This window comes from Acinetobacter sp. ANC 4910, from assembly GCF_004331035.1.
Taxonomy (GTDB): domain Bacteria; phylum Pseudomonadota; class Gammaproteobacteria; order Pseudomonadales; family Moraxellaceae; genus Acinetobacter.
The window spans coordinates 215,343-241,508 of sequence record NZ_SJNT01000004.1 but is presented as its reverse complement, the minus strand read 5'-3'; the positions used below and the strand labels follow the sequence as shown (position 1 = coordinate 241,508).

The 26,166-nt window shown below is 39.6% G+C and carries 25 protein-coding genes; 10 read left to right on the top strand and 15 right to left on the bottom strand.

What is annotated here, in order from left to right:
* Window positions 1-496: 496 nt before the first annotated feature.
* Together E0H82_RS05970 and E0H82_RS05965 are read left to right on the top strand one after the other, a co-directional pair.
* A complete protein-coding gene (locus tag E0H82_RS05970) occupies window positions 497-1,930 on the top strand; it encodes a GntP family permease (protein ID WP_131263794.1) in 1,434 nt (477 codons plus the stop codon).
* Window positions 1,931-1,974: 44 nt separating this feature from the next.
* A complete protein-coding gene (locus E0H82_RS05965; RefSeq protein ID WP_131263793.1) occupies window positions 1,975-2,760 on the top strand; it encodes a 3-hydroxybutyrate dehydrogenase in 786 nt (261 codons plus the stop codon).
* A 139-nt stretch (window positions 2,761-2,899) separates the two neighbouring features.
* Here E0H82_RS05965 and E0H82_RS05960 read toward each other — a convergent pair whose 3' ends face one another.
* Window positions 2,900-3,187 (bottom strand): hypothetical protein, encoded by a 288-nt coding sequence (locus E0H82_RS05960; protein ID WP_131263792.1) that lies wholly within the window; start codon window positions 3,185-3,187, stop codon window positions 2,900-2,902.
* A 451-nt stretch (window positions 3,188-3,638) separates the two neighbouring features.
* A complete protein-coding gene (locus tag E0H82_RS05955; protein WP_131263791.1) occupies window positions 3,639-4,871 on the bottom strand; it encodes an acetamidase/formamidase family protein in 1,233 nt (410 codons plus the stop codon).
* A gap of 362 nt (window positions 4,872-5,233) precedes the next feature.
* On the opposite strand from E0H82_RS05955, the gene E0H82_RS05950 reads away from it, so the two are divergent.
* On the top strand, window positions 5,234-5,491 hold the full coding sequence (locus E0H82_RS05950; RefSeq protein ID WP_131263790.1) for a hypothetical protein: 258 nt from the start codon (window positions 5,234-5,236) through the stop codon (window positions 5,489-5,491).
* A gap of 83 nt (window positions 5,492-5,574) precedes the next feature.
* On the opposite strand, the gene lipA is transcribed toward E0H82_RS05950, so the two are convergent.
* On the bottom strand, window positions 5,575-6,588 hold the full coding sequence (gene lipA / locus E0H82_RS05945; protein ID WP_131263789.1) for a lipoyl synthase: 1,014 nt from the start codon (window positions 6,586-6,588) through the stop codon (window positions 5,575-5,577).
* A gap of 195 nt (window positions 6,589-6,783) precedes the next feature.
* Here lipA and sthA point away from each other — a divergent pair, with 195 nt between their 5' ends.
* Entirely contained in the window at window positions 6,784-8,199 is a 1,416-nt protein-coding gene (sthA, locus tag E0H82_RS05940; RefSeq protein WP_131263788.1) for a Si-specific NAD(P)(+) transhydrogenase, read from the top strand.
* A gap of 76 nt (window positions 8,200-8,275) precedes the next feature.
* On the opposite strand, the gene E0H82_RS05935 is transcribed toward sthA, so the two are convergent.
* The 6 genes from E0H82_RS05935 to map all read right to left on the bottom strand — a co-directional run bounded on the left by E0H82_RS05935 (window position 8,276) and on the right by map (window position 15,046).
* Complete coding sequence (locus tag E0H82_RS05935) at window positions 8,276-9,232, bottom strand: TauD/TfdA dioxygenase family protein (protein WP_131263787.1); 957 nt, start codon at window positions 9,230-9,232, stop codon at window positions 8,276-8,278.
* A 107-nt stretch (window positions 9,233-9,339) separates the two neighbouring features.
* Window positions 9,340-9,477, bottom strand: a complete 138-nt coding sequence (locus E0H82_RS16525) for a hypothetical protein (RefSeq protein ID WP_165492925.1) — start codon at window positions 9,475-9,477, stop codon at window positions 9,340-9,342.
* On the bottom strand, window positions 9,470-10,684 hold the full coding sequence (locus E0H82_RS05930; protein ID WP_131263786.1) for an MFS transporter: 1,215 nt from the start codon (window positions 10,682-10,684) through the stop codon (window positions 9,470-9,472). The genes E0H82_RS16525 and E0H82_RS05930 overlap by 8 nt, the downstream gene beginning before the upstream one ends.
* Window positions 10,685-11,061: 377 nt before the next feature.
* A complete protein-coding gene (locus E0H82_RS05925; protein ID WP_131263785.1) occupies window positions 11,062-12,408 on the bottom strand; it encodes an MFS transporter in 1,347 nt (448 codons plus the stop codon).
* A gap of 414 nt (window positions 12,409-12,822) precedes the next feature.
* Window positions 12,823-13,893 (bottom strand): OmpW/AlkL family protein, encoded by a 1,071-nt coding sequence (locus E0H82_RS05920; protein WP_131263784.1) that lies wholly within the window; start codon window positions 13,891-13,893, stop codon window positions 12,823-12,825.
* Between the two features lie 307 nt (window positions 13,894-14,200).
* Window positions 14,201-15,046, bottom strand: coding sequence for a type I methionyl aminopeptidase (map, locus tag E0H82_RS05915; protein ID WP_131263783.1), 846 nt, complete (start codon window positions 15,044-15,046; stop codon window positions 14,201-14,203).
* 209 nt (window positions 15,047-15,255) lie between these two features.
* Between map and rpsB the strand changes: the two genes are divergently transcribed.
* The 6 genes from rpsB (at window position 15,256) to E0H82_RS05885 (ending at window position 19,697) form a co-directional block, all read left to right on the top strand.
* Window positions 15,256-16,008, top strand: a complete 753-nt coding sequence (gene rpsB, locus E0H82_RS05910) for a 30S ribosomal protein S2 (protein ID WP_116759304.1) — start codon at window positions 15,256-15,258, stop codon at window positions 16,006-16,008.
* 144 nt (window positions 16,009-16,152) lie between these two features.
* A complete protein-coding gene (gene tsf / locus E0H82_RS05905) occupies window positions 16,153-17,028 on the top strand; it encodes a translation elongation factor Ts (protein WP_016167396.1) in 876 nt (291 codons plus the stop codon).
* 62 nt (window positions 17,029-17,090) lie between these two features.
* Entirely contained in the window at window positions 17,091-17,567 is a 477-nt protein-coding gene (locus tag E0H82_RS05900; RefSeq protein WP_131263782.1) for a DUF3465 domain-containing protein, read from the top strand.
* 95 nt (window positions 17,568-17,662) lie between these two features.
* Complete coding sequence (locus tag E0H82_RS05895; protein WP_131263781.1) at window positions 17,663-18,493, top strand: helix-turn-helix transcriptional regulator; 831 nt, start codon at window positions 17,663-17,665, stop codon at window positions 18,491-18,493.
* A gap of 179 nt (window positions 18,494-18,672) precedes the next feature.
* Entirely contained in the window at window positions 18,673-19,386 is a 714-nt protein-coding gene (locus E0H82_RS05890; RefSeq protein ID WP_131263780.1) for an AzlC family ABC transporter permease, read from the top strand.
* Complete coding sequence (locus E0H82_RS05885; RefSeq protein ID WP_131263779.1) at window positions 19,383-19,697, top strand: AzlD domain-containing protein; 315 nt, start codon at window positions 19,383-19,385, stop codon at window positions 19,695-19,697. Before E0H82_RS05890 ends, E0H82_RS05885 begins: the two co-directional genes overlap by 4 nt.
* Before the next feature lie 62 nt (window positions 19,698-19,759).
* On the opposite strand, the gene E0H82_RS05880 is transcribed toward E0H82_RS05885, so the two are convergent.
* The 6 genes from E0H82_RS05880 to E0H82_RS05855 all read right to left on the bottom strand — a co-directional run bounded on the left by E0H82_RS05880 (window position 19,760) and on the right by E0H82_RS05855 (window position 26,157).
* On the bottom strand, window positions 19,760-20,215 hold the full coding sequence (locus E0H82_RS05880; protein WP_131263778.1) for a DUF962 domain-containing protein: 456 nt from the start codon (window positions 20,213-20,215) through the stop codon (window positions 19,760-19,762).
* A 179-nt stretch (window positions 20,216-20,394) separates the two neighbouring features.
* Window positions 20,395-22,173 carry an amidohydrolase gene (locus tag E0H82_RS05875; protein WP_171458263.1) on the bottom strand — a complete coding sequence of 593 codons (1,779 nt, stop codon included), beginning with the start codon at window positions 22,171-22,173 and terminating at the stop codon, window positions 20,395-20,397.
* Window positions 22,174-22,301: 128 nt separating this feature from the next.
* Window positions 22,302-22,913 (bottom strand): septal ring lytic transglycosylase RlpA family protein, encoded by a 612-nt coding sequence (locus E0H82_RS05870; protein WP_131263777.1) that lies wholly within the window; start codon window positions 22,911-22,913, stop codon window positions 22,302-22,304.
* Window positions 22,914-23,206: 293 nt separating this feature from the next.
* A complete protein-coding gene (gene mltB, locus E0H82_RS05865) occupies window positions 23,207-24,208 on the bottom strand; it encodes a lytic murein transglycosylase B (RefSeq protein ID WP_131263776.1) in 1,002 nt (333 codons plus the stop codon).
* A 19-nt stretch (window positions 24,209-24,227) separates the two neighbouring features.
* On the bottom strand, window positions 24,228-25,370 hold the full coding sequence (rodA, locus tag E0H82_RS05860; RefSeq protein WP_131263775.1) for a rod shape-determining protein RodA: 1,143 nt from the start codon (window positions 25,368-25,370) through the stop codon (window positions 24,228-24,230).
* Between the two features lie 136 nt (window positions 25,371-25,506).
* Complete coding sequence (locus tag E0H82_RS05855; protein ID WP_131263774.1) at window positions 25,507-26,157, bottom strand: hypothetical protein; 651 nt, start codon at window positions 26,155-26,157, stop codon at window positions 25,507-25,509.
* Window positions 26,158-26,166 lie beyond the last annotated feature (9 nt).

Sequence of the window (26,166 nt, the reverse complement as noted above, 5' to 3'; positions counted from 1 at the left end):
GGTGTGTACCACAAGGGATAAGCGAAATATGAGGTCTGTCTTGATTTTGAGCCTTTTTCACATGAAATGCAAAAAAACAATGAAGTTACAGATGATTAGATTTATTTATACTTTATTTTATTATAATTATTTTTAATATTATTGGTCTTCTAAATTTGATTATATTAAATTGATTGATGAGTTTTTTAAAACAATTAATCATATTTTTAAATATATTTTATTTTGTTTTAATATTTTTCATAAGTAATTGATAAATATTAAAATATAAAATTAATTATATTTTTTATAATATTTAAATGTTGTTTTTTAAATTTTTGGTGTTATTTTTTTAAATACTAAAAGTGGTAGTAAAAATATTTTTGCTTATTGTTTTTATATAGGGTTTAGTATAACTCTAAATAAAATTGAGCATATTTTCGGTCAAAAATAAAGGTCTATCACATTGTCTATCGCAATGTGTACACCCTTATATATTCTTTATCAGGGAGAAAAGAATATGTGGGATTTATTTGTTATCCTGCTGTCTTTAGGCTTGTTAATGTACACAGCCTACAAAGGATTTTCGGTCATTCTCATGGCACCCCTCTGTGCCTTGCTTGCGGTATTTTTGATTGCACCAAACCATGTTTTACCCTTCTATTCAGGCGTATTTATGCCGAAGATGGTGAACTTCATTAAAGACTATTTTTTGGTATTCTTACTGGGTGCAATTTTCGGAAAAGTCGTAGAAATGTCGGGGATTGCATCTTCGATTGCAAAAACCATTGTGAGTTTGATTGGGGCTAAACGTGCAATTTTAACGGTTGTATTGTTGGGTTCAATTTTGACTTATAGTGGCGTGAGCTTATTTGTGGTGGTGTTTGCTGTTTATCCATTTGCCAACCAACTGTTCCAAGAAGCGAATATTCCTAAACGTTTAATTCCTGGCACAATTGCACTCGGTGCATTTACCTTTACCATGGATGCCTTGCCTGGTACGCCACAAATTCAAAACGTTATTCCAACCACGTTCTTTGGTACAAATATTTATGCAGCACCTTTTCTAGGGATTATTGGTGCAATTTTCGTACTGTGTACAGGTTTGCTTTATCTACAATGGCGTTGTCGTGTCGCTGAACAAGCGGGTGAGGGCTATGCTGGTTTTGCCAATGGGCAACAAGTACAAACGGCACCAGATTCTACGGCTACCGCTAATCTTCTAGATAGCCAAAATGGTTCTAAAGCACGTCAGGCACTGGCCTTCGTACCATTAATTTTAGTTGCTGTGATGAACAAGATTTTATCAACAGCAATTCCAAAATGGTATCCAAACGGTTTCGACTTTAATACGATTGGTTTGGCCAATTACACCGTGGATGTAGCAAAAACAGGTGCAATCTGGGCGGTGGGTTTGGCATTGATTGTCGGCATTATCAGTGCATTTTTATATGACTATCAACGTGTGATTGTACAGTTCAAAGAAGGTGTGAATACCAGTATTAGTGGTGCGTTACTCGCCGTGATGAATACTGCTTCTGAATATGGTTTTGGTGCCATTATTGCGGCATTACCTGGTTTTGCCCTAATTAGTCATAGTTTAAGTTCAACCTTTACCAATCCATTGGTGAATGGTGCAGTGACCACAACTGTATTGGCAGGGATTACTGGTTCTGCTTCTGGGGGCATGAGTATTGCCTTGAGTGCGATGGCAGATCAATACAATGCTGCAATTTTAGCGGCGGGTATTCCGCCAGAAGTCATGCACCGTGTGGTTTCTATGGCATCGGGAGGTATGGATACTTTACCGCATAATGGTGCTGTAATTACTCTACTTGCAGTTACAGGTTTAACCCATAAGCAAGCGTATAAAGATATTTTTGCTGTCACCATTATTAAAACCACAGCGGTATTTGTAGTGATTACGGCATTTACAATTTTCGGTATTGTTTAAGATTGCGTCAGCTCAAAGCAGACAAGATTGAATAGGAGTAAGTCATGAGCTTGCAGTTAGAAAATAAAGTTGCATTTATTACAGGTTCAGCCAGCGGCATTGGTTTGGAGATTGCCAAGAAGTTTGCCCAAGAAGGTGCAAAAGTTGTGATCTCTGACATGAACGCTGAAAAATGTCAGGAAACGGCTGAAGCACTAAAAGCACAGGGTTTTCAGGCACTTTCAGCACCTTGTAATGTAACGGATGAAGCCCAGTATCAGGCCGCGATTGAGTTAACTCAGACTACTTTTGGTACTTTGGATATTTTAATTAATAACGCGGGCTTTCAACATGTTGCACCAATTGAAGAATTTCCAACAGCGGTGTATCAAAAACTGATTCAAGTGATGTTGACGGGTTCTTTCATTGGCATTAAGCATGCCTTTCCAATTATGAAAGCACAAAAATCAGGTCGTATTATTAACATGGCATCGATTAATGGCTTAATTGGATTTGCGGGTAAAGCGGGTTATAACAGTGCCAAACATGGTGTGATTGGTCTGACTAAAGTTGCTGCTTTAGAGTGTGCTCGTGATGGTATTACTGTAAATGCACTTTGTCCAGGTTATGTTGATACGCCGTTAGTCCGTGGGCAAATTGCGGATTTAGCAAAAACACGTAATGTGAGTTTAGATTCTGCACTTGAAGATGTGATTTTGGCGATGGTGCCACAAAAGCGTTTGCTCAGTGTTGAAGAAATTGCTGATTATGCAATTTTCTTGGCCAGTGACAAAGGTGCTGGTATTACGGGGCAGGCTGTAGTCATGGATGGAGGATACACTGCACAATAACAATACTTATAAATTGAGATACGACTCTATCCAGCCATAAAAGAATCGCTATTCTTTAGATAGAACCGTAACTTTTTCCTTGACCAGTCGGAAACGACTGGTTCTTTTTTAGAGGCGGAGAGTATGCTTGTTTAGCTCGTTATTTTTCACTTTTAAAAAACAGCAATAACATTGAAATTAAAGTTAATATAAAAATTACTGGCCAGATAATCAGTAAATCAATGCGGATATTAGCGTCTGGTGACTTGAGCTGAACTAAAAATTCCCAGAGCGCATAAAGCAGCCATAAAATTGCGGTCAGTCCTAAATATTTCGCGCTACGCTGGTGGCTAAAATTACGCACGATTAAATAGCCGATAAAAAAGATGCAGGCAACCCCGAAAATGGAAAGAGGCTTGGCGACCAATAAATTTGTCAGAAAATTCATATCCACCTCCTGTAAAGATTCTTATGTGCAAACTTATAGAACTGGGGTGAATGACATTTTGAGCTAGAATTCTTCGGATCATAGCTGAGTCTAGCATTTGAAAGTCTTTAAGTTTCAGGAGCGATTTAACTGTGATCGACACAGACCAATTGGTTCTCGTTCACATGGGATCGACTCGTTTTCATGGACTTAAATTATTCAAGTATTCTTATCATCATAAGTGTATGCACGGTTTGAATCTTGTCATTATGCTTGCCCTGTAGCATATATAGATAGTTTATAATTTAGCTGATTTTTTAATCAATTGCCTGACGTATAAATGTGGTGATAAGTTGTAAACAATGGTGAGCCGAAACAGGCAAGATCTGTTTGATTTAAGAGAATGATGTTGAGCTTGCAGATTTGCAGAAGGTGATTGCCAAATCACCTTCATTTTCATATTGATGCTGAATTATTTACTTTGATTTTCTGAGACAAACTCTTTGAAATCGGCTTTACGAATTTTAGCATGAATACCTTTAGTGCGGTCAACCACTTGTGAAACTTCAAAATCTGTTGCGGCACTTAAATACGCATAGGCAGTCGCTTCATCAATTCCATATTCTTGATTTAAAAAACGAATCGCTTCACGAGTTGATTTTTTCATTGCTTCATCTAGATCCGCATCTAAACCCGGGGTAATCCAAAATTCTGCATTTTCAGCCAAAGGTTGTTTAATTTCTTGCCCCGGAATTTTATCTTTACCTGCTTTCAACAACGTAAATTTGAGGGTCGCACGTGCAGATGCTTCCAATGCCGTCAGTGCGACTTCACCATCCCCTTGCGAGAAATGGCTGTCACCCGTGTAAAAAAGTGCACCTTTCACCTGAACAGGATAATAAGCAGTCGCACCCGCACCAAGCTCATTAATATCAATATTTCCACCATACAATGCTGGTGGTACAGAATGAACAGGTTCAGAAGTATTTGCTGCTACCCCCATAATGCCCATAAAAGGATAAAGTGGAAAACGAATGGCTTTGCCTGATGCGGTCTTTAACACGCCTTCATATTCACCTTGAGCATTCTTTTCAATTGGGGTGAAAATTGAAACATTGCCGAAACGTTCAGGATGCTCAGCAGATGGATTATCTTGTTGAGGTGTCTTTGGGAATTCTCCGACTAATGCTCCTTTTCCGTGTCGATTCGAAATTACACCATAGGGTACACGTGGTTCGACCTTAATTACTTCGACTTTTAAAATATCCCCAGGCTCAGCACCTGCAATGGCAACTGGCCCTGTAACAATGTGGGGGCCATCTTTATGGAAGTCATGTGCTAGTTTGGATTGGGTAATTTTTTTGGCTTCATCTAGAATATATTCAGACTTGACTCCTTTAGATTGGAAATATTTGTCTGCATCACGGCCTTGATCTTCAAGTAAACCTTCGTGGGAGACCGTATCGAATGTGACAATACTGCCAGAGTTCACCGTTAACACAGGTTTTGCGTCCCGATTAGGTAAATAGCCCCAAGTAATGGTATTTAACGTGGATGGCACATAGTAGTTACCTTTATAGGTGCCATCTTTAAGTAAAGTTGGTTTTTCAGATATTCGTTTTAGAATTTTGAAATCATCGGCATAAGTGAGTGCTGAGCTCAATGTCGTTAATACAGCCAATGAAATAAGTTTAATTTTCAACATAAGTTTAACCTTTACTTAATCTATAACCCATTTATGTTCTTGATATATAGCAATCCATGTGCCAGTTTTAATAGATCAATCAATTCAATACTTCGGATAAATTATGTGAAAATTAAATTGGTTAATTTGACTTGTGATGATGCAATTTATTGGAGGTTTATTTACTCATAGGTAAAATATGCCTAGTTTTAGAGCGCCTTTTGAATGGATGATATTGTTATAAGATCACTTAATTGCCCCAGTTCTTGAAAATAGATCATGTTAGAAATTGAAAGATAAAAATCCGTACAATTTTTCAACTTTATATCTATTCTGTTTGCTATGATCAAAAGAAATAATTCATCAATACCAAGAGAACAAGAATGAGCTTTATTACCGCCGAACATGCCAAAATTCTTACGGCAACTGCTAAATTAGATATCAACCTCTATAAAGAGCGCTTAGCAAAATTAATTGAAGACAGTGCTCAGCAGGGGAATACAGCAGTTTTTGCTGTTTTACCGAAGCATTTACCATTAATTGAAATTCGGGAGCTTTCGGCTGAATTGACCCAATTGGGTTATCAAGTTCGCTTTGAAGTGAATGAATTCTTTTATAGTTTTAATGTGTACTGGATATAGTGTAATCGCTTTAATTGATACTCATGACAATAAAAAACCCTTTAAATATATGATCTAAAGGGTTTTTAAAATCAAAGCCTTAATTAAGCTTCAATTGTTTGCACGGCAATTTTCTTTGTTGGGTCAACTTTACGACGCACTGCGGGTACAGGTTCGCCATGGTATTGACGGTCTGCAAAGTAGCTTGAACGAACCATAGGTGCCGACCAAATATTTCTAAAACCAAGTTTGCGACCATGTTCAGCGTAACGCTCGAATTCTTCTGGGCTGACAAAACGGTCAATTGGCGCATGTTCTTTAGATGGCTGTAAATACTGACCGATAGTCACATAGTCCACATCATGTGCACGTAAGTCATCTAATAAAGCAAGTACTTCTTCTTCAGTTTCACCAATACCGACCATCAAACCACATTTAGTTGGAACGTCTGGGCAGTATTCTTTAAACATTTTAAGCAGCGTTAAAGAGTGTTGGTAATCTGAACCTGGACGCATGGCTTTATACAAACGTGGCACAGTTTCAATATTGTGGTTAAACACGTCTGGTGGGCATTCAGTCATAATGCGTAAGGCAATATCCATACGGCCACGGAAGTCTGGCACCAAAATTTCGAGTAAGGTTTTCGGGCTTAAACTACGCGCTTCTTTAATACAATCGACAAAGTGCTGTGCGCCACCATCCAATAGATCATCACGGTCTACCGAGGTAATGACTGCATATTTCAAACCTAAATTTGAAATGGTTTCAGCCATATGGCGTGGTTCATCTGGGTCAAGCGCATTTGGACGGCCATGAGCAACATCACAGAATGGGCAACGACGAGTACAGATGTCACCCATAATCATAAAGGTTGCCGTACCACCGCCAAAACATTCTGGTAAATTTGGGCAGGCAGCTTCTTCACATACAGTATGTAATTTTTGCGCCCGTAAAGTTGTTTTAATGCGTTGAACTTCCTCAGGCGCTGTCATCTTGACACGAATCCAGTCTGGCTTACGAGGCACTTCAACCGTAGGAACAACTTTGACAGGAATACGTGAAACTTTTTCTGCACCACGAAGTTTGACACCCTGTTCAGGTTTACGGCTTTCAGACATATTCAACTTTTCCACTGTTTACACGGAGAGATATGGAAATATTATAACGGAATTGCACATTGATAGGGCAAAAACACTATTCATTTTCTAAATGTCGTCATCATTCAATATATGACTATGAAATACAGCAAAGTCAGCTATTTTCAGTCATAATAGAGCGAAAATAGACACAGATTTATAGAAAAGGAGCGTTGAATGGCACGTAAGAAAGAGGTCGTTAGTGGAACTTTTGTGAAATACGATGCGGTCGTTCTCGGTTCGGGTCCTGCTGGCGAAGGCGCGGCAATGAAACTTGCTAAATCAGGCAAGCGTGTTGCAATTATTGATATGCGAGAGCAATTGGGGGGCAACTGTACCCACGTTGGCACAATTCCAAGTAAGGCATTGCGTCAAACAGTATCGAGCATTATTCGCTATCAACGCGATCCAATGTTCCAAAAAGTGGGGGATTGGAAACAATTCACCATGAAACAAGTGCTACGCAATGCGCATAAAGTCATTCAGCAACAGGTTGAGACGCACTCGCGTTTTTACGATCGTAATAAGATTGATATTTTCCACGGACGTGCCTATATCCAAGATCAAAATACAATTTTGGTTTTTACGCCTGAAGGGATTAAAGAAACCATCATGTTTCAGCAGTTGGTGATTGCGACGGGTAGCCGTCCTTATCGTCCTGCCATGCTTGATTTTAATCATCCGCGTGTATTTGATTCAGATAAAATTTTGGATTTGGATTTCTCAATTCAGAAAATCATCATTTATGGTGCAGGTGTTATTGGTTGTGAATATGCGTCAATTTTCATTGGTTTAGATCATAAAGTTGATTTAATTAATACCCAAATGAAATTACTCAGCTATTTAGATGATGAAATTTCAGATGCACTCTCTTATCACTTACGTGAACAAGGTGTGTTGATTCGTCACAATGAACAGATTGATCATCTCGAAACCTTTGATGATCACGTTGTGATGCATTTGCTTAGTGGTAAGAAAATTAAAGCCGATGCCATTTTATGGTGTAATGGTCGTTCGGGTAATACCGATGGTTTAGGACTCGAGAATGTTGGTATTAAGCCAAACAGCCGCGGTCAAATTACTGTGAATGATCAATACCAAACTGAAGTTGACAATATTTACGCTGCGGGTGATGTGATTGGTTGGCCATCGCTGGCTTCTGCTGCCTATGACCAAGGTCGTTGTGCAGGGGCAAATATGAGTGGCGAAGAAGGTATTGAACCCGTAGTTGATATTCCTACAGGGATTTACACCATTCCAGAAATTTCTTCGATTGGTAAGAATGAACAGCAGTTGACTGAAGAAAAAATTCCGTATGAAGTGGGTCAGGCATCTTTCCGTCATTTAGCCCGTGCACAAATTACAGGCGATACCGTCGGTGAATTGAAGATTTTGTTCCACCGCGATACCTTGGAAATTTTGGGTGTACATTGCTTTGGTAATAACGCTGCGGAAATTATTCATATTGGTCAAGCGGTCATGAACAGTCCAAATAATACCATCAAGTATTTTGTGGAAACGACGTTTAACTACCCAACAATGGCTGAAGCCTACCGTGTAGCAACTTTGAATGGTATGAACCGTTTGTTCTAATTATTCTGTGTATTACATGCTAAAGCCCATCATGATTGATGGGCTTTTTTATGTGCTGCGGAATGATGAATATCGTTTAGAAAGGTCGAGCACCTGCCAAGCTAATACGTTTTAATAGGCGACGTTGTTCTGCGGGAAAGGGTGTTCTCGAATGTAATGTGACTTGATTGTCCCAAAACACGATATCTCCCGTTTCCCAATGATGTTCATAGCGGAATTCTGGTTTTAGAATATGTGCGCGTAGTTCTGCGATGAGTTTACTGCCTTCAATATCATCGACATTGACCAATTCAACTTCCGAACGCGTATTTAGCCACAATGCTTTACGTCCCGTTTCAGGGTGAATGCGTACAAGTGGATGTGGATAGGCATGTCCTAAAATAGGTTGATCTTTAAAGCGATAATAAGGTGAATCTGCATAACCGCTTGTCCCTGTATTACTTTGTGCACGGACAAAGGGGTTGTAGGTAATGAGCTGTAACGAGTCGATTTTCTTTTTAATCTCATCCGAGAGGGCGTCATAGGCTTTAATGGTATTGAACCAAGTAGTTTGTCCACCATTTTGTGGCAGTTCAATGGCATAAAGCAGTGAGCCGAAAGAGGGAAGAGGTGTCCATTGGTGATCGGCATGTGGGCTTAGCTCGCCGTGACCTGTGTAGTCTCCTTGCCCCACTGCATTTGATACAGGTACAACATCAGGCGGGATACCCGTGTCAGATTGGCTCGCAAGTACTGGATTGTCTGCACTTGGGCGGAAAATAGAACCAAAATAGCTGGCAAAGGCTAGATACTGTAAATCATCTAAACTTTGTTGTTTAAAAATCAAAATTAAATGTTCGGCTAGGGCTTGTTTAAGACGGAAAATGGTTTCGCCTGACTGAGCTTTACCTGCATCTAAGCCTGTCACAACCGCGCCTAAAGCTTGATCTTTCAAGGGGGTAATTTGAATTTCATTTGGATGTTGAAATGCTTCAGGTAAATGCCATTGCGGTGCATCATGAATGGCTTGAGAAAGTTGTGTAAGACTGGTCATTGTTATTACTCTAAATTTCTTGTTGTTTTAAACTAAGAAAAACTCAGCATTTTTTGAAATAAGAATAAATGCTGAGTTTATGAAAAGTAGAGTCAATCTTGAAGGGATTAATGTGGGCAAAATGCCTGATTGAAATATTCAAATAGCTGCGGGGTTTGCATCCATAAAATAATTGCGAGCGTTAATAAACTGATGATGAGCATCACAACAGAAGTTTTAATCCAAAATACAGATGAATTATTCATGGACCACCGCCTTTTCATCGACAAAGAAATGAACCAGTACGCCTAAAACACTGAGTGCAATTGAAATCATCCAAACCGCTTGATAATTGCCAGTCATGTCATGATTCACGCCACCGAGCCATCCACCAAAAAATGAACCGACTTGGTGGGTAAAAAATACAAGACCGCTGAGCATAGACAAATAGCGAATACCAAACATATTGGCGACAATCCCGTTGGTCAATGGTACGGTAGATAACCATAATAAACCCATGATGATGCCAAAACTATAGATTGTCCATGTACTTAAAGGTATGGTTAAAAAAGCAATAATGGCGATACCACGGAGTGCATATAAACCCATGAGTAATTTGGGTTTGGAAAACTTACCTCCTAACCAGCCCGCAGTGTAAGTACCAAAGATATTGAATAATCCCACTAAAGCGAGAAACACGGTGCCCGTGGTCGCATCAAAACCATGATCAATCAGATAACCTGGGAGGTGAATACCAATAAAGACCACTTGGAAGCCACACACCATAAAACCTAAAGATAAAAACCAGAAAGGTTTATGTGCTTTCGCTATGCTCAAAATTTGTTTAAAACTGAGCGCAGGTGCACTACTTGTAGCTTGGCTATTTGGTGCCACATACATGGGTGCTTTTAGCATCCAAGCGAGCGGGACAATAAAGGCAATTAAAATTGCACTGACAATTAAAGCGGCTGACCAACCAATATTTTGCAATAACAATAAGGTGGATGGCAGCATAATAAACTGCCCAAAAGAGCCTGCTGCACTGGCTATACCCATGGCTAAACTACGTTTTTCGGGTGGGGCTGCGCGCCCAACCGCAGAAAGTAACACAGGAAAAGAGGTGGCTGATAAAGCTAAACCTAGAATCAGACCGACACTGACATTCAGCATAAAGCCAGTTGAGCTGACGGACATGAGTAATAAGCCAATCGCGTAGAGAATACCTCCTACCGTGACGACAATTTTACTGCCATATTTATCGGCAAAAGCTCCTGTAATGGGTTGTACGGCACCCCAAATGAGGTTTTGTAATGCGATTGCTAAACTAAAGACGTTATGCCCCCATCCAAATTCATGACTCATAGGAACCAAATAGAGTCCAAATGCATGTCGAACACCTAGCGAAAGCGCCAAAATGATAGCGCTACCAATCAGCATATAAATAAGGGGTTTTGAAAATTGACTTTGGGTCATTGCCGCATTCGTCTTTGAAATATAAGTTTGGCTGTATTGTACGCAATATATCGATTAATTTCGATATGTGATTAAAATATTTGAAAAGTGACGTAATGATTGAGGTATTAGTGCAGCATATATGAATATGTGAAAGCTACTGAAACAGCCATTGTTTGTATATTTAGGACACTGCTGGATTAGAATTTTTTCAGCATTTGGTAACGCGGATTTGTTATTTAGCAGGATTTATACATTCAAAAATTAATTTTATAGTGATGACTGATTTATGGGGGAGGCGACGAGTCAATTTAATATTTTATATAAGACATAGTAGGTTATTTTGATCAGGTACAGAGAGTGAATACACCCTCATCTGTACCCGAGGATTTAAAGTTTTACGCTAAGCTATTTCGTTCTAAGATCGCTTGATCAAACAGTTGTTTTTCTTTGATTTGATGTTCTACAGAGAAGCGAATGAAAATCACACTGAAAGCTGCAACCGTAACGAGTCCACCTAAAATCATAAGACAAGTTTGAACATCAAGCAGACCTTTAAGCAGGAAACCTGCTGCGACTGCACCCACATTACCCCCAGCACCAATAATCCCTGCAACACCTCCTAAAGCATCGCGGTCAATAAAAGGCACTAGTGCATAAGTTGCTCCACATGCCATATGGGTAAAGAGCGCAAAAACAGTCATGCTGATGATCGCAAGGCTAACTACATTCATTTGCGAGAATAGTATAAGGAATAAACCTTCGCATAAAATTAGGATGAATAAGATTTTGGTGCGTCCATCTAAGCCTTTTGCAACAGCAACCTTATCCGAAATAATGCCGCCCAAAGCACGGGCAAAAAGTGCCAATAAACCAAAGATACCTGCGGTTAAACCTGCTTCTTTAAGTCCCATATTGAAGTGATCCACATAATACATTGCAGCAACATTATGAATGAAAATTTCAATACCAAAACATGCAGCATAAGATACAAAAAGAATCCAAACACGGTAATTGCGAGCAGCTTGCAGCAAAATTGCTGTACCGCCTTTTTTGCCGCTTCCCACTTCAATGCCTTCTTTACGAAGTTCTTTAAAATTCCCTTGAGGGCAATCTTGAGTGAACTTCCAATATAAGATGCCCACAATGACCATCATGATACCTGGTACAAGCAGGGCAATACGCCATCCCATGCTTTGTTCTACGCCAAACATTACAATTGCCCCAAGAATAAGTGGCATGAGGGCTTGTGTTGCGCCGCCGCCTGCATTACCCCAACCTGCCGCCGCCGCGTTTGCTGTACCCACGACATTGGGTGCAAACATAATACTGGTATGATATTGGGTAATGACAAAACTCGCGCCAATGGCACCAATCAATAGACGGAAAAATAAAAAGGATTCGTAGGTATTGGCAGCTGCAACGCCAAATACAGGAATACTGCCGAGTAATAAAAGGGCAGTATAGGTCTTTCTGGGGCCATATTTATCACACAATGGACCAACAATCAGGCGAATTAAAATAGTAATGGCAACGGCTGCAATATTAATGTTGGCAATTTGATCTTTGGTTAAATTAAATTCGCCTTTAATCACAGGCATGAGCGGCGCGCAGGCAAACCATGCAAAGAAGCAGACAAAGAATGCGAGCCAAGTCATATGGAACGCACGCATGGCGGGTGTAGAAAAATTAAAAAGTTTAATTTGTGTCGCTTTTTTTGCATCGCTATTTATTGTTGAAGACATAACCATCCCCTGAACTGAGCGTAATTTTGTTTACAAGTTTTTTAAGTTGCTTGTAATCCGATCAGAACGGACATCGTTGGCCGTCTATATGTATTGTGAATCTACGTTGATTCATCTTATAGAGATAAAGCAAGCAATATGCCAAAAGTACTGATGGATATTGGGTTTTGTTGTAGTGCTATTAAGAATCTGATTTATATTTAAATTATTTTTTTTACTGATGTGACCTGTCGATTGTTTATGTTTAATGGAATACTAAATTGACTGAAAATAATTCAATACTGGATGATGTGTTTAAAAATGCATCGCAATAATGCATATGAATAAAAAAGGACTGTTGGGATGTGATTTCATCAACAGCCCTTTTTTAGCCTCAAGATGAATTGAGAAAGTAGGTAGAGTATTACTCGTTTTTTAAAAGCGATAACCAATGCCTGCATAAGCGAGAATTGGATTAATTTCTATGTCCGCTTTGGAGCGGATAAGTTCACCGAGTTTGGCATCGGTCACAGTAATGGTGGTGTCATTACTGAGTTGAGCATAACTGACCGAGCCTACAGCAAACCAATTGCTATTAAAATCGTAGGTAAATCCAACTGTGGCAATCGGTGCAAAGGCATCAGATGCTTCAAGATCCACTTGAGGATTGGCAGAACTGGTTTTACCTTCTAAAGATGCTCCTGCATGACCTTCTTTAATATTGGCAATCATATGACCTGCAGCAATTAAATCCTGCTCAATTCTTGGATTCATTTCCAATTCATTAAAATAAGCATACATGACACCTAAACCGATATAGGGACGAAACTTATTAACCCCAGTTTTGCCAAAATGATATTGGAGCTCAAAAGCAGGTGTCCATGCCCGAGCCGAAGCAGCAGCACCATGAGCAGCCAAATCGGTAATCAAAATATCATTTTCAAGTTCCAGTTGACCTAAAACACTGCCTAAAGGACTGGCAATAGCTGAAAAGGGAGCATAGATTTTTCCTTGACCTTGTAAATCGACTTTAGGAGGAATCCCTGCTTTGACCTCAACTGAAATATGGTCTGTAAAGAAATAATTACTCATGATGCCTAAAGTTGTAACATCATCTGCTTGAAGTCCAGTACCTGCATTATCCCATTGGCTTAAGCCTTGTATTTCGGCAGTACCACTTAGACTTGAGGGAATAGGTGCATCAATAGCAGCTAATCCTTGAAGTGTCGCGTTGAGCAATGGATTAACTTCACTGCCCGATCGAATATTGTCTAAAACAGTCTGAGCTTGAATAGTACCGACTTTCGCAGTTTCACCTTCTTTAACTGCCGTATTGACCCGGAACGGTTGGGCTTGACCTTGTGGCATGACGTGCAGGGCACCGACAGAAACGGAGAAGCGTTTAAAGCCATCGCCATCTTGTAGGCTGAAATAGGGGGATTTAGCATGGCTAAATGTAGGAATAAGGGTCATCGCAATTGAGAATGCTAATCCTGTTTTTTGCATAGGGGACTCCATGTCCATTCTTCATCATTTTTATTCAGGGGCATTATTCAATAGTGTAGTTAAAGAAAACTGTTGTTTTCGAACGGGAATCTTTTTTAAAGATTGTGAAAAATACCGTGATTTTTTTGTGATTATGTTAATTACGAATAGATCGTGTAATTAGGAAATAGGAGGATTAATCTTGGTTTTTAAAGTTGGAAATTGCTCCTAAATAGCTATAAGTGAATAAAAAAATATTCTAGAAGCATGATTTTTTGACATAAAAAAGATCACCCGAAGGTGACCTTTTTGACAACGAACTTAGCGTTTAAGCCAATGACACAGATTCAGTTTGAAAACGTGATAAATCTTCTTCTGGACGGGCTGTTAAAATTTCAACACCGTCTTTAGTCACTAAAATGGTGTGTTCATATTGTGCAGATAATTTATGGTCTTTGGTCACAACAGTCCATTTATCACCCAGTAATTTGGTTTGCCATACCCCTGCATTGACCATAGGTTCAATGGTAAAGGTCATACCTTCTTCAATAATCATACCGCTGTTGCCTTGACCATAATGCAATACTTGTGGCTCGTCATGGAACACCGTGCCAATACCGTGACCACAGTATTCACGAACGACGCTAAAGCGTTCAGACTCAACATATTTTTGAATCGCTAAACCAATATCACCAATGGTCGAACCTGGTTTTACAGTTGCAATACCACGGTACATGGCTTCTTGTGCTACTTTACACAAGCGATCTGCAAGAATAGATGTTTCATCTCCAACCACGTACATCATATTGGTATCGCCGTGGTAACCATCTTTAATCACGGTGACATCAATATTTAAGATATCGCCTTTCTTTAAGATTTTACTTTCAGATGGAATACCGTGACACACCACGTGGTTCACAGAAGTACAAATGGTATGTTGAAACGCAGGACGACCCGGTGCTGCACCATAACCTAAACATGCAGGGATCGCATTTTGTACGTTCACAATATAATCGTGACAAATCGTGTCTAATTCGAGGGTCGTTACCCCTGGTTTGATATGCGGTTTGATCATATCCAACACTTCGGCCGCCAGTCGTCCCGCCACACGCATTTTTTCAATTTCATCGGCAGTTTTAATTAATCGACGGGGAGCTTGATAAGTTGTATTCATGATCTCTAAAAACTTTTGGAAATTTATATGTGACTATGGTATAAATAGCCGCCCATTTTATCAAATGCTTTTTCGTGAATATCTTTACGAGTCATTTGATTGAAATAGGTAAAAAATCCGCACATATATCGACACATTACTCTGGGTGCCCTTAACGGGTGGAGAATGCGGATATATGGAGGCCTAACCCAAACTTTAAGGTAAAGAAAATGGCAGATTACAACGTAAGCATGCGCGACCTTCTTCAAGCAGGTGCGCACTTTGGTCACCAAACTCGTTTCTGGAACCCAAAAATGCGTCAATACATTTTTGGTGCGCGTAACAAAATTCACATCATTAACCTTGAGCACACTGTTCCTGCGTTAAACGATGCTTTGAACTTTGTTAACAATCTTGCAAGCAAAAAGAACAAAGTATTGTTCGTTGGTACTAAACGTGCTGCTTCTAACATCATCCGTGAACAAGCTCAACGCGCTGGTCAACCATATGTAGATCACCGTTGGTTAGGTGGTATGTTGACGAACTGGAAAACACTTCGCCAATCTATCAACCGTTTGAAAGACCTTCAAACTCAATCTCAAGACGGTACTTTTGCTAAGCTTACTAAACGTGAAGCTTTAGAACGTACTCGTGAGATGGACAAACTTGAACGTGCTTTAGGCGGCGTTAAAAACATGGGTGGTTTACCTGACGCATTATTCGTAATCGACGTTGACCACGAATCAATCGCGATTAAAGAAGCTAAAAACCTTGGTATTCCTGTAATCGGTATCGTTGATACAAACTCTAACCCAGACAACGTAGATTTCGTTATCCCGGGTAATGACGATGCGATCCGTGCAGTAACACTTTACGCTTCTGCTATGGCTGATGCGATCCTTGCTGGTAAAGAGTACGCTCAAACACAAGCAAATGCACAAGCAAAAGGCGACGAAGCTGCTAAAGAAGCTCCTGAGGCTTAATGCGTTTTGACGCAAGCTTGTCATTTTTGCGACATGTGATGGTGGCAAAGTAAGCGTCATGTATGCAGACGGCCCATGAGCATCCCTCTGGGCCGTTTCTGTTCTAAAAAGAATTCATTTTCTACCGATTTTTAGGAGATACACATGACTGCTATTACTGCAAGCATGGTTAAAGAATTGCGTGACCGTACTGGTTTAGCAATGATGGAATGTAAAAAAGCATTAACAGAAGCGAATGGTGACATCGAATTAGCGATTGATAACCTACGTAAATCTGGTCAAGCTAAAGCTGCTAAAAAAGCGGGTAACATCGCTGCTGACGGCGCGATCACTATCGCTCAAGAAGGCAACAAAGCTATTCTTTTAGAAGTAAACTGCCAAACTGACTTCGTTGCTAAAGACGAAAACTTTGCTGGCTTCTCTGCTAAAGTTGCTGCTGCTGCACTTGCTGCTGGCGAAACTGATGCTGCTAAAATTGCTGAACTTAAACTTGAAGATGGCACGACTGTTGAAGAAGCGCGTATTGCTCTTGTTCAAAAAATCGGTGAAAACATCCAAGTACGTCGTGCTAAAATTGTTGAAGGTGAAAACCTTGCAGTTTACAAACACGGTTTAAAAATTGGTGTTGTAGTTGCTTATACTGGTCAAGCTGACACTGGTAAAGGTGTTGCAATGCACGTTGCTGCGTTCAACCCAGTTGCTGTAACTGCTGAAGGCGTTTCTGCTGAGCTTATCGCGAAAGAGAAAGAAATTGCTGAAGCGAAAGCGATTGAATCTGGCAAGCCAGCGAACATTGTTGAGAAAATGGTAACTGGTTCAGTTGAGAAATACTTGAACGAAGTTGTACTTGAGCGTCAAATGTACGTAATTGACAACGATAAGAAAGTTGCTGACGTATTAAAAGCGACTGGTACAACTGTTGCTCAATTCGTTCGTTTCGAAGTGGGTGAAGGCATTGAGAAAAAAGCTGAACTTTCTTTTGCTGAAGAAGTTGCTGCTGCTCAAGCTGCTGCAAAATAATTTTATTTTGCAAAAAAAGCCCCTTCTGGGGCTTTTTTTATATCAAATAAAAAGGATAAAAAATGATGAATAAAACAAATTTGAGAATAGGCGTTGTTATTCTGGTGCTTATTGCTGCATATCTAGGAATAAACCGAGAACAGCATACGCCTCCTAAAAATGAATCTCCAATCACAACGCCATCGGAAACAGTATCAACAGTTGATGATCATCAGAAAATACAACAGGCATTTCAGCAACAACAAAATAATATTCAAGTCCGTGCAAGTGGCGTGGTAAAAGCGATTCTTGCGGATGACCATGAAGGATCAAGACACCAGAAATTTATATTGTCGTTGCAGAATGGCTTGACTGTATTGGTCGCGCATAATATTGATTTAGCACCCAGAATAGAAAATCTGCAAAAAGCCGATACGGTTGAGTTTTATGGTGAATATGAATACAACCCAAAGGGTGGGGTAATACATTGGACGCATCATGATCCAGAGCGTCAGCACATTGATGGTTGGTTAAAACATCAGGGAAGAATTTATCAATAAAGAATGAGAGAGCAATTTTGTTCTATACAGCAAAAATAGACATGCTATTTTGCATGTGCAATAGGTTTGACTGGCATGAATGAAGAATTAATTGTATGAGTAAAGTGAAGCATGAGTTTGTAAAATTTAAGCATGTCCAAGAATTGGGTGGCTTAGAGTTACTGAATGCTTCGTATATACAAAAGCAATTCTCTAAACATGTGCATGAAGGCTATTGCATCGGGGTGATAGAAGAGGGCGCACAATCATTTTATCGCACAGGTGCACTGCATATTGCACCTAAAGGACATATTATTTTGGTGAATGCAGATGAAGTGCATACGGGTTCATCTGCAGTGGAAACAGGATGGCGTTATCGCGCCATTTATCCGACACCTGAAATGTTAAGAGATGTGAGTCAAGACCTTTTCCAACCTTCAGGAACCATGCCGTGGTTTCCACATGCCGTGATTCATGATGAAGGCTTGGCGCAACAACTTAGCTTGTTATTCGACCTGTTAGAAAATAAAGATAATCAATTGTTTAAACAAACTTTATATCTATCTACGCTGGCTTATTTAATGTCACATCACAGCTGCACTAAGCTGGGTGAGTTGCCATTACCTGAAGCGCAAAATCGTATATTGATGATTAAAGATTTATTGGCGAGTGCACCTGAAAAAGAGTATTCACTGAATGATTTGGCTGAAACAGCGGGCTTAAGTCCTTGGCATTTTTTACGGCAATTTAAAAAATATACGGGTCTTCCACCACATGCATGGCTTATTCAGTTTCGTTTGCATCAAGCGAAGCAGCTTTTAAAACGTGGTGAAAATATTGCTTTGGTGGCAGATTTATGTGGCTTTTCAGATCAGAGTCATTTTAATCGGCATTTTAAAAAATCGGTGGGTGTGACACCTTTGCAATACGTGATGAGTCTACGTTAGAGAAAAACTGCTCTGATCTGAAAGATATACTTTAAGTCACTTATATTTATTGTTTTAATTGAGAACATTTGCCACGTATTTGAGTTTTTATAATTCCAGAATAATTAAGCAATTTTGTACAAGATCATCCTGCTGCAAAACGCCTATTTTATAGGTGTGTTCATTCGGTAGATGTCTTTATGGATTTTTCTCCTCAGCAATTGATTGCTGCAAGTAATCATAAATCTCAAGATTTTATCCAAGGTGCTTTAGATATTTTCCCTTTATCGATTGCGGTACTGCCATGGGGTATTTTGGCGGGTTCAGTTGCCATTGATGCGGGGTTGAGTATTCCACAAGCGGTGGCGATGTCAGCGGTTGTGTTTGCGGGTGCGGCACAACTAGTAAGTTTGGGAATGTGGTCTGCGGATGCAACAGCACTTACAATTGCAATTACAGTATTTTTTTTAACCAGTCAGCATTTTATTTATGCCTTAACTTTGCGTAAAGATATCTCTATTTTGGCGAGTTATTACCGAATTCCTTTGGGATTCTTATTGACGGATGAATTATTTGCAGTCGCCATGACTAAGCAACTGCGTCGTCCATATTATTTATTGGGAGCAGGCTTATGTTTTTATCTCGCGTGGATACTATTTAGCCTATTGGGAATTTATTTGGCTTCGACAGTTCCTAATTTGTCGAACTTGCATTTAGATTTTTCTATTGTCGCTGTTTTGGTGGCGATTATTGTTCCCTTTATTAAAAATTGGATGAGTTTGATTGGGGTCATCACCACAATTCTAAGCTCGCTGTGTTTAACCGTGTTGCATATAGAAGCATCAATTTTAATCTCTGGCATGTTGGGAATGTTTGTTGCGGTGTGTCTAGAACGTTGGGAGAAAAAAACATGAGTTGGGCATTTATTTTTTTGTTGGCTGCAATTGTGTTTTTTAATCGTTATCTATTTTTAGAACCTAAAGTTGCTATTCAATTTCCGATGTTTTTCGAGCGAATGTTGAAATATTCAGCACCCTGTTTATTAAGCGCAATTTGTATGCCGATTATTTTTTTTGATCAAGGTGAATGGAGATCGTTGCAGGGCAATAGTTATTTTTATGCCACGATATTTTGCGTTCTTGTATGCTTCTTTTTAAGAAAAATTTTAATCAGTTTGGTGTTGAGTCTGCTGTTTTTTTATGCATTAGAAGCTTGGGTGTTTTAATCGAGTTCACGGTGGAAAACATTGGGAAGATCCAATTCCACTGTGGAAATTGTACTTGTGCGCTAAATGGCGTTCATTTGCGCTCTAACGCGGGTTTTTAATTTGGGCACCAGTTTATTTAGATATGCATCCATACACCAAATTGGGTCAATGAGGAGAAATTGGAGGTCTTTGAAGAAAGAAGGTTTCTTTCCTTCAATTTTATGTCCATAAAACTGCCCAATCCAAGCAAAAATGAACAAAGCAATATAAAAACCGACCCCAACAGGTAAAATTAAAACCAGCCATGCCATTACAAAAATCAGGGCTGCCATTGCTACAGCTAAAACAAGATCAAGTCGACTATAAAAAATAAGAGTGAGGGTTATAATGAGAGCAGTAAGCAGTACACTAAAATGCGCCAAAATACCAATAATTGAAAATAGGATTGTTGGTACGCAAAGCCAGTGAATCATTTTATTGGTTTTATTTTGGTGGCTTTCACTGTATTCATCGAACCATTCGTTTATCGTTTTCATGCGTTGCTCTTGTAATTGTTTATTGTACTTTTTATGTCCTTGTTTCGAAGAAACTATAAAATAGAAAATAAATGAGATCAAAATTTGAAATTAAATTTTAGTCCATTTCTATCATTTGTTTTGTCATTCAGTAACGCAGCTCAAGTCGTTTGAACTGCGTTATGTTGGCTTTCACAGATTTAGTTTCCTGTATGAAAAACTTCTTTACCTTCTTTGAAAGTGGCAAGCACTTTAATATTTTTAATTTGATCAGTAGGAACAGTCATGGGGTTCTGATCTAGAATCACAAAATCAGCTAATTTCCCTGGAGCCAGTGAGCCTTTGCTGTCTTCTTCAAAATATTGATAGGCGGCCCAACTGGTCATGCTCTTGAGCGCAAGATAGGGACTTACACGTTGATCGGTACCTAAAATTTTACCGCTACGCGTTACTCGGTTTACAGTGGTGTCCAAGGTCATCATGCTATTGGGAGGAATGACGGGTGCATCATGATGTTCGGTAAATAAAATCCCTTTTCTTAAGGCTGAGCCAGTCGGGGAAATATTTTGGGCGCGTTGTAGACCTAAAGTCTCATGAATATGCCAGTCTCCCCAGTAATAAGTATGCAGAGAAAAGAAAGAGGGTATCAGCTTCAGTTCTTTGGCTTTATCCAGTTGATCTTCCCGCATGGTTTGTGCATGAATAATTACATTGCGTCGATCTAGGATTGGAAATTTAGCTGTGGCTTTTTCAATGGTATTTAAATATTGATCAATTGCGGCATCGCCATTGGCATGCGCTAAAATTTGCCAATTATTTTGGAAGGCTAAATCAATCAGATTTTGTACCGTACTTTGTTGTGGGAAGGCTGCATAACCCCGATAAGATTTTTTTTGGCCTTCAGGTGGGACTAGATAGGGTTTGGTGAGCCAAGCAGTTTTACCTTGTGGAGATCCATCCAGACTAATTTTGACGCCCCCAATTCTATAATGGTGTTTATATTCTCGATTGGTGCCATGTTGCAGCATATAGTTTTTTTCGGTACTGATATCTGGATAGACCACCAAATCTACTGGCAATTTGCCATTTTTCGCTAAATCTCGCCACATTTCTGAAGTCCCTGCATCTGCTCGACCTTCTTGAATGGTGGTGTATCCATTTTTGACATAGGTCTGCACCGCAGTGAGTGCCATTTTTTCCATGGTTTCAGGTGGCATATGCTGGAAAATTTGAATCATGGCTTTAAAAACCACACTTTCCTCAAGTACGCCATTGGGTTCTTTTGAATTTGCTTTACGACGGATGACCCCACCAGTTGGGTTTGGTGTTTGGGCGTCAATTTTGAGTAGTTTGAGGGCTTTTGTATTGACCGTCGCCAAATGACCAGATTGATGTAAAATTATGATAGGTTGGTCTGTTGAGATTTTATCTAGTTCAGTCGCGGTAGGGTGGCGCTTTTCAGTTAATTGGGCATCATCATATCCGTTGCCAATAATCCACCCCGAAGCTTGTTGAATGAAAGCGGGATTATTATTTTTCCATGTTTGCATTGCTTGAATCAGAGAGGGAATATCTGTGACTTTGCCATCTGGTGGGGCATAAAGATTAGCAACGCTTTGTTGTAAGCCAACACTATTGGCATGGCTATGTGCATCGATCAGTCCGGGAATCACAGTATGGTTTTTTAAGTTAAAACGCTGTGCACGCAAATTGAGTCGTTTTGCATCAGCAAGAGAGCCAGTAAATTTGATCATCCCGTTTTCAACTAACATCGCTTCGACATATGTCGGGGTATCGCCTTGCATGGTGAGAATAGGGCCGCCATGCAGAATAAAGGTAGAATCTTGTCTGGGGTCTATTTTTTGACCGCGATGAATATGTTCTGAGATGGAGTAGCTACACGCAGACAATAAAACCGTACTCATTAGAGCAAAAACTTTCAAATGCGAAGTTGTTAAATATTGGATTGATTTTGTCATTAGATCGTTTCCCCCGACAGGTCGTCGATTTTTTGTCTTTTTTTTAAAATAACATATTAATTAAATTAGAAAATAAAAAAAGCCACTTAGATGTGGCTTTTTATCAAATGTATTGTGCATCAGTGAAATTAAGAATTGGGACCTGCAACGCGTTCAATGCTTACTTTTGCTGTTCCTGCATTGGTGATACCAAGTTGTTTTGCAGCACCATAAGAAAGATCGACCACACGGTTGCCATGGAATGGACCACGGTCATTGACTTTCACAACCACACTTTTACCGTTATTTTTGTTGGTCACACGAATGTAGCAGTTAAGTGGCAAGCTACGATGAGCTGCTGTTAATGCATTCATGTCAAATGTTTCACCATTTGCGGTTTTACGACCATGGAACTGACGACCATACCATGAGGCAACACCAGTTTGGCTAAATTGACGAACAGTGTTTGAGGCAACATCATTTAACTTGTCAATGACTGAGGGCTCATTTGCTGGGATTTCAATTTTCGCAGCAATCGTTTCGCGGCGAATTTTATCTCCAGAACTCTCAGTAATTGAAAGGCTATTTAGATTTGAAAAGTGAGAGTTAAAACTCTGAGCATCTTTGTTTAAAACACGTGCTGCTAAACGTGAATTATCATTGTCATTATTTAACGACGATGATTGAACCAATTCTGCCTGTGACTGGGTCAGGGCGAATGTGGTGGTTATGGCAAGAATATATTTCATTGAAGAATGCATAAAATCTCCTAAAGGCGGGTTTGCAGAGCAGTAATTCAGTAGTAAAACCTTGAATTACAAGCAAACGGGCCGATTTATTCACTTGTGCAACTACATTTGACGAGATGGATAATATTCATGCCACGGTAAAGGTGTCTAGTCTTTATACCGAAATCTTTACAAAAAGTAGGTAATTAAATTGTTTTGTGGTTAATAAATATACAATATTGTAACATAATATTTAATTTGTCTATTTTATGCACTTTTTGATTAAAAAAAAGATTGACTTATTTATTTTTTGTAAAAAGCTAGCCTTAACGGCTAGCAATTTCAGTGCCTAATTGCCACACAGCGGTGGCATACATACGGCTCTTATTATAGGTAGTAATCACTTGAAAATTCGGGTAAGTAATATAGTAAATTGAGCCATAACTCTCTTGAAGTTGAATGACATTAACCATATCTAAATCATCAATTTTTACCACTGGATTGATGGGTGAAATACCCTGCGGTTTTAACACGCCATAAGGTGTAGGTTGTTCAAGGTTTTTGGCAATAATGGCATCAGGTGTCGAACCTGTGTAACGCGCCGCAAAACCAATCGGTTGATTGCGCTGCCAGCCATGTTGCGCGAGATAGTTGGCAATAGAACCAATCGCATCAACTGCTGAATTTCTTAGATCAATATGTCCATTACCATCGTAGTCCACGCCATATTTAGGAATGTTACTGGGCATAAATTGTGGATAGCCAATTGCACCTGCATAAGACCCTACGACAGAGTTGGCTGGCACACCATCTTTATAAGTCCATGCAATCAGTGCAGACAGCTCATCTTGGAAATAGGCAGCACGACGTTCATAACCAAATGCAAGCGTCGCTAAGGCATCTCGAGTGATGAAATTGCCTTTATTTGCACCAAAACCTGTTTCTACGCCTAAAATGCCCAAAATCACCGATTGCGGAACGCCGAACTGCTGTTCAGCTCGATTTAAGGTATCTGCATATTGATTTTTGAATCGAACACCACGTTGAATGGTGCTTTCCGACATGAAATTGGTTTTGTAGTCATACCATGGCTTACTTTCGCCTGGTCGGTTCATAATATTGATAATGTTGGGAAGATTTTGAGCACCATTCATTGCCCAATCGACTTGTTCAGCCGTTAAACCATAGCTTTGCATGGTTTTTTGTTTGAAACTGGAGTACTGGGGATTATTGGCAAAATCATTTGCTTGGCAAAAACTGGTAATTGAAAAAGCACCAATAAGTAAAGATAAACGCTTCAGTTTTTTATAAATAGACAAATTCGTCATATAGGTTAAATCCCAAAAATTATCGATGTGTATGAATTGACATCACAACGCCAAAAGTGGCCATTAGAGTAATAATTGCAGTACCGCCATAACTCATAAAAGGTAAAGGCACACCCACTACCGGTAAAATACCACTGACCATGCCCGCATTGACAAAGACATATACAAAAAATGACAAAGCAAAACTGCTTGCTACTAAACGTCCAAAGTTATGAAAACTGTTTAATCCAATTTGAAACGTTCGGCTAATGATTGCAAAGTACAGTATAATCAATATGATAATACCAATCAGCCCAAATTCTTCAGAAAATGCAGCAATAATAAAATCGGTATGACCTTCAGGTAAAAAATGTAAGTGAGATTGAGTGCCTAAGAGGTATCCTTTACCTAAAACTCCACCAGAACCTATGGCAGTTTCTGATTGAATAATATTCCAACCTGTACCCAGTGCATCTTCTTCGGGATGAATGAGCGTCAGAACACGTTGTCGTTGATAATCATGGAGTAAAAATTGCCAAGCAATCGGGATGATGAGTGCGGCAAGTCCAATTGCGACGGTAATTAAGCGCCATGACAAGCCACTTAGAAATAAAACAAAAATCCCACTGGATAAAACCAATAAAGAGGTGCCGAGGTCAGGTTGCTCAGCAATAAAAATAAAGGGAATGCCAATAAAGATTAGACAAATGCCAATCTGACTGATTTTAGGGGGTAAAGGTCGTCGAGCTAAAAACCATGCAATCATTAAAGGCATGGCAATTTTCATAAATTCACTGGGTTGCACACTGCCGAGTCCAGGAATGTCGATCCAGCGCTGTGCCCCTAAACGGACCTCTCCAAATAGTTTCACTCCTATTAGCGACAAGAATGCAAATATATAAAGATAGGGAGCAAAGGATTGATACACCTTGGGTGGAACCTGTGCAAGCGCTAACATGGTGAAAAAACCAATCGCAAAACTGATGGCTTGTTTCGACACTAGATTCCAGTCTTGCTCGGAAGCACTATAGAGCACGGTTAAACCTAATAATGCAGTGAGCAATAAATAGAGGCATAACCACGGATCTAAGTGTAATTTGTGCCACTTTGATGGTAGGGAAGTAGTACTTAAACCATCACGGGGTGCATGGCGTAAGAATTTGGACTGTGGAGGAATAGTCATGGAAGATATTAATAGAATAAAGTCTTAGGCAGTATTTTGCGCTTGCTACCATATACCTGTGTATTGAAGCTGTATATCAATATTTAGCAATAAAAAAACCTAGCAAAAGCTAGGTTTCCGATAGTTTAATTTTCTATCAATGATGGAACAGCGTATCGTGATACTCTGCCATAATTATAAGTTCTTCCTTGGTTAAATGTGGGAAGATTTTATCAATTGCAATATGCACCGCTTTAATGACCGCCGCAGAGCCGATATCCGCCGCTTTACGCTTAATCATGCCCAAATCGAGGGTTTTGTTAAAATCATTCATGAAATGACGTACAGTTGCTTCTGCGAACTGTTTGTACAATTCGACCATCACCGATTTGTTAATGTCAGCCCCTGAACGAATTTCAGCAAAATTTGACTTTAAATTAGTCACCAAGCTGGCATCTAAACTTTCACCAACACGATATTGAGCTTGTGCATCTTTAAATAAGCTTTTTTCAGAAAACTCGATAGATTGTTTAACCACATCATTTGGAGCTTTACTTAAAAGTTGCTTCAATAGCACCGCAACCGTGGATTTAATGTAACCTGCTAATTTCTCAGCAGTATCACGTTTATCACTTGGCGGAAAACGACGGACTAACTCCGTTAAAATGGCGTCAATAATTTCGTCATTAATCAATAAAGCAGTTTGGTCACGTAAAGGGTAGAGTACTTCACTCGAGTTTTTCTTTTGCTGACCAGTTTGAATACTATTTAATAGTGTTTCAGAAGGGACAAAACCAAAAAAAGGCATTGTTATTTA

What these genes read in the sequence shown, in the direction of transcription:
- E0H82_RS05950 (WP_131263790.1), top strand. Translation starts at nt 5,234, where the DNA reads ATGAGCTTTATTACCGCCGAACATGCCAAAATTCTTACGGCAACTGCT.
- E0H82_RS05875 (WP_171458263.1), bottom strand. Translation starts at nt 22,173, where the DNA reads ATGACAAAATCAATCCAATATTTAACAACTTCGCATTTGAAAGTTTTT.
- E0H82_RS16525 (WP_165492925.1), bottom strand. Translation starts at nt 9,477, where the DNA reads ATGAATAATTCATCTGTATTTTGGATTAAAACTTCTGTTGTGATGCTC.
- mltB (WP_131263776.1), bottom strand. Translation starts at nt 24,208, where the DNA reads ATGACGAATTTGTCTATTTATAAAAAACTGAAGCGTTTATCTTTACTT.
- E0H82_RS05925 (WP_131263785.1), bottom strand. Translation starts at nt 12,408, where the DNA reads ATGTCTTCAACAATAAATAGCGATGCAAAAAAAGCGACACAAATTAAA.
- E0H82_RS05970 (WP_131263794.1), top strand. Translation starts at nt 497, where the DNA reads ATGTGGGATTTATTTGTTATCCTGCTGTCTTTAGGCTTGTTAATGTAC.
- E0H82_RS05930 (WP_131263786.1), bottom strand. Translation starts at nt 10,684, where the DNA reads ATGACCCAAAGTCAATTTTCAAAACCCCTTATTTATATGCTGATTGGT.
- rodA (WP_131263775.1), bottom strand. Translation starts at nt 25,370, where the DNA reads ATGACTATTCCTCCACAGTCCAAATTCTTACGCCATGCACCCCGTGAT.
- E0H82_RS05870 (WP_131263777.1), bottom strand. Translation starts at nt 22,913, where the DNA reads ATGCATTCTTCAATGAAATATATTCTTGCCATAACCACCACATTCGCC.
- E0H82_RS05855 (WP_131263774.1), bottom strand. Translation starts at nt 26,157, where the DNA reads ATGCCTTTTTTTGGTTTTGTCCCTTCTGAAACACTATTAAATAGTATT.
- map (WP_131263783.1), bottom strand. Translation starts at nt 15,046, where the DNA reads ATGAATACAACTTATCAAGCTCCCCGTCGATTAATTAAAACTGCCGAT.
- rpsB (WP_116759304.1), top strand. Translation starts at nt 15,256, where the DNA reads ATGGCAGATTACAACGTAAGCATGCGCGACCTTCTTCAAGCAGGTGCG.
- lipA (WP_131263789.1), bottom strand. Translation starts at nt 6,588, where the DNA reads ATGTCTGAAAGCCGTAAACCTGAACAGGGTGTCAAACTTCGTGGTGCA.
- E0H82_RS05890 (WP_131263780.1), top strand. Translation starts at nt 18,673, where the DNA reads ATGGATTTTTCTCCTCAGCAATTGATTGCTGCAAGTAATCATAAATCT.
- E0H82_RS05935 (WP_131263787.1), bottom strand. Translation starts at nt 9,232, where the DNA reads ATGACCAGTCTTACACAACTTTCTCAAGCCATTCATGATGCACCGCAA.
- E0H82_RS05920 (WP_131263784.1), bottom strand. Translation starts at nt 13,893, where the DNA reads ATGCAAAAAACAGGATTAGCATTCTCAATTGCGATGACCCTTATTCCT.
- E0H82_RS05900 (WP_131263782.1), top strand. Translation starts at nt 17,091, where the DNA reads ATGATGAATAAAACAAATTTGAGAATAGGCGTTGTTATTCTGGTGCTT.
- E0H82_RS05895 (WP_131263781.1), top strand. Translation starts at nt 17,663, where the DNA reads ATGAGTAAAGTGAAGCATGAGTTTGTAAAATTTAAGCATGTCCAAGAA.
- E0H82_RS05960 (WP_131263792.1), bottom strand. Translation starts at nt 3,187, where the DNA reads ATGAATTTTCTGACAAATTTATTGGTCGCCAAGCCTCTTTCCATTTTC.
- sthA (WP_131263788.1), top strand. Translation starts at nt 6,784, where the DNA reads ATGGCACGTAAGAAAGAGGTCGTTAGTGGAACTTTTGTGAAATACGAT.
- E0H82_RS05880 (WP_131263778.1), bottom strand. Translation starts at nt 20,215, where the DNA reads ATGAAAACGATAAACGAATGGTTCGATGAATACAGTGAAAGCCACCAA.
- E0H82_RS05965 (WP_131263793.1), top strand. Translation starts at nt 1,975, where the DNA reads ATGAGCTTGCAGTTAGAAAATAAAGTTGCATTTATTACAGGTTCAGCC.
- tsf (WP_016167396.1), top strand. Translation starts at nt 16,153, where the DNA reads ATGACTGCTATTACTGCAAGCATGGTTAAAGAATTGCGTGACCGTACT.
- E0H82_RS05955 (WP_131263791.1), bottom strand. Translation starts at nt 4,871, where the DNA reads ATGTTGAAAATTAAACTTATTTCATTGGCTGTATTAACGACATTGAGC.
- E0H82_RS05885 (WP_131263779.1), top strand. Translation starts at nt 19,383, where the DNA reads ATGAGTTGGGCATTTATTTTTTTGTTGGCTGCAATTGTGTTTTTTAAT.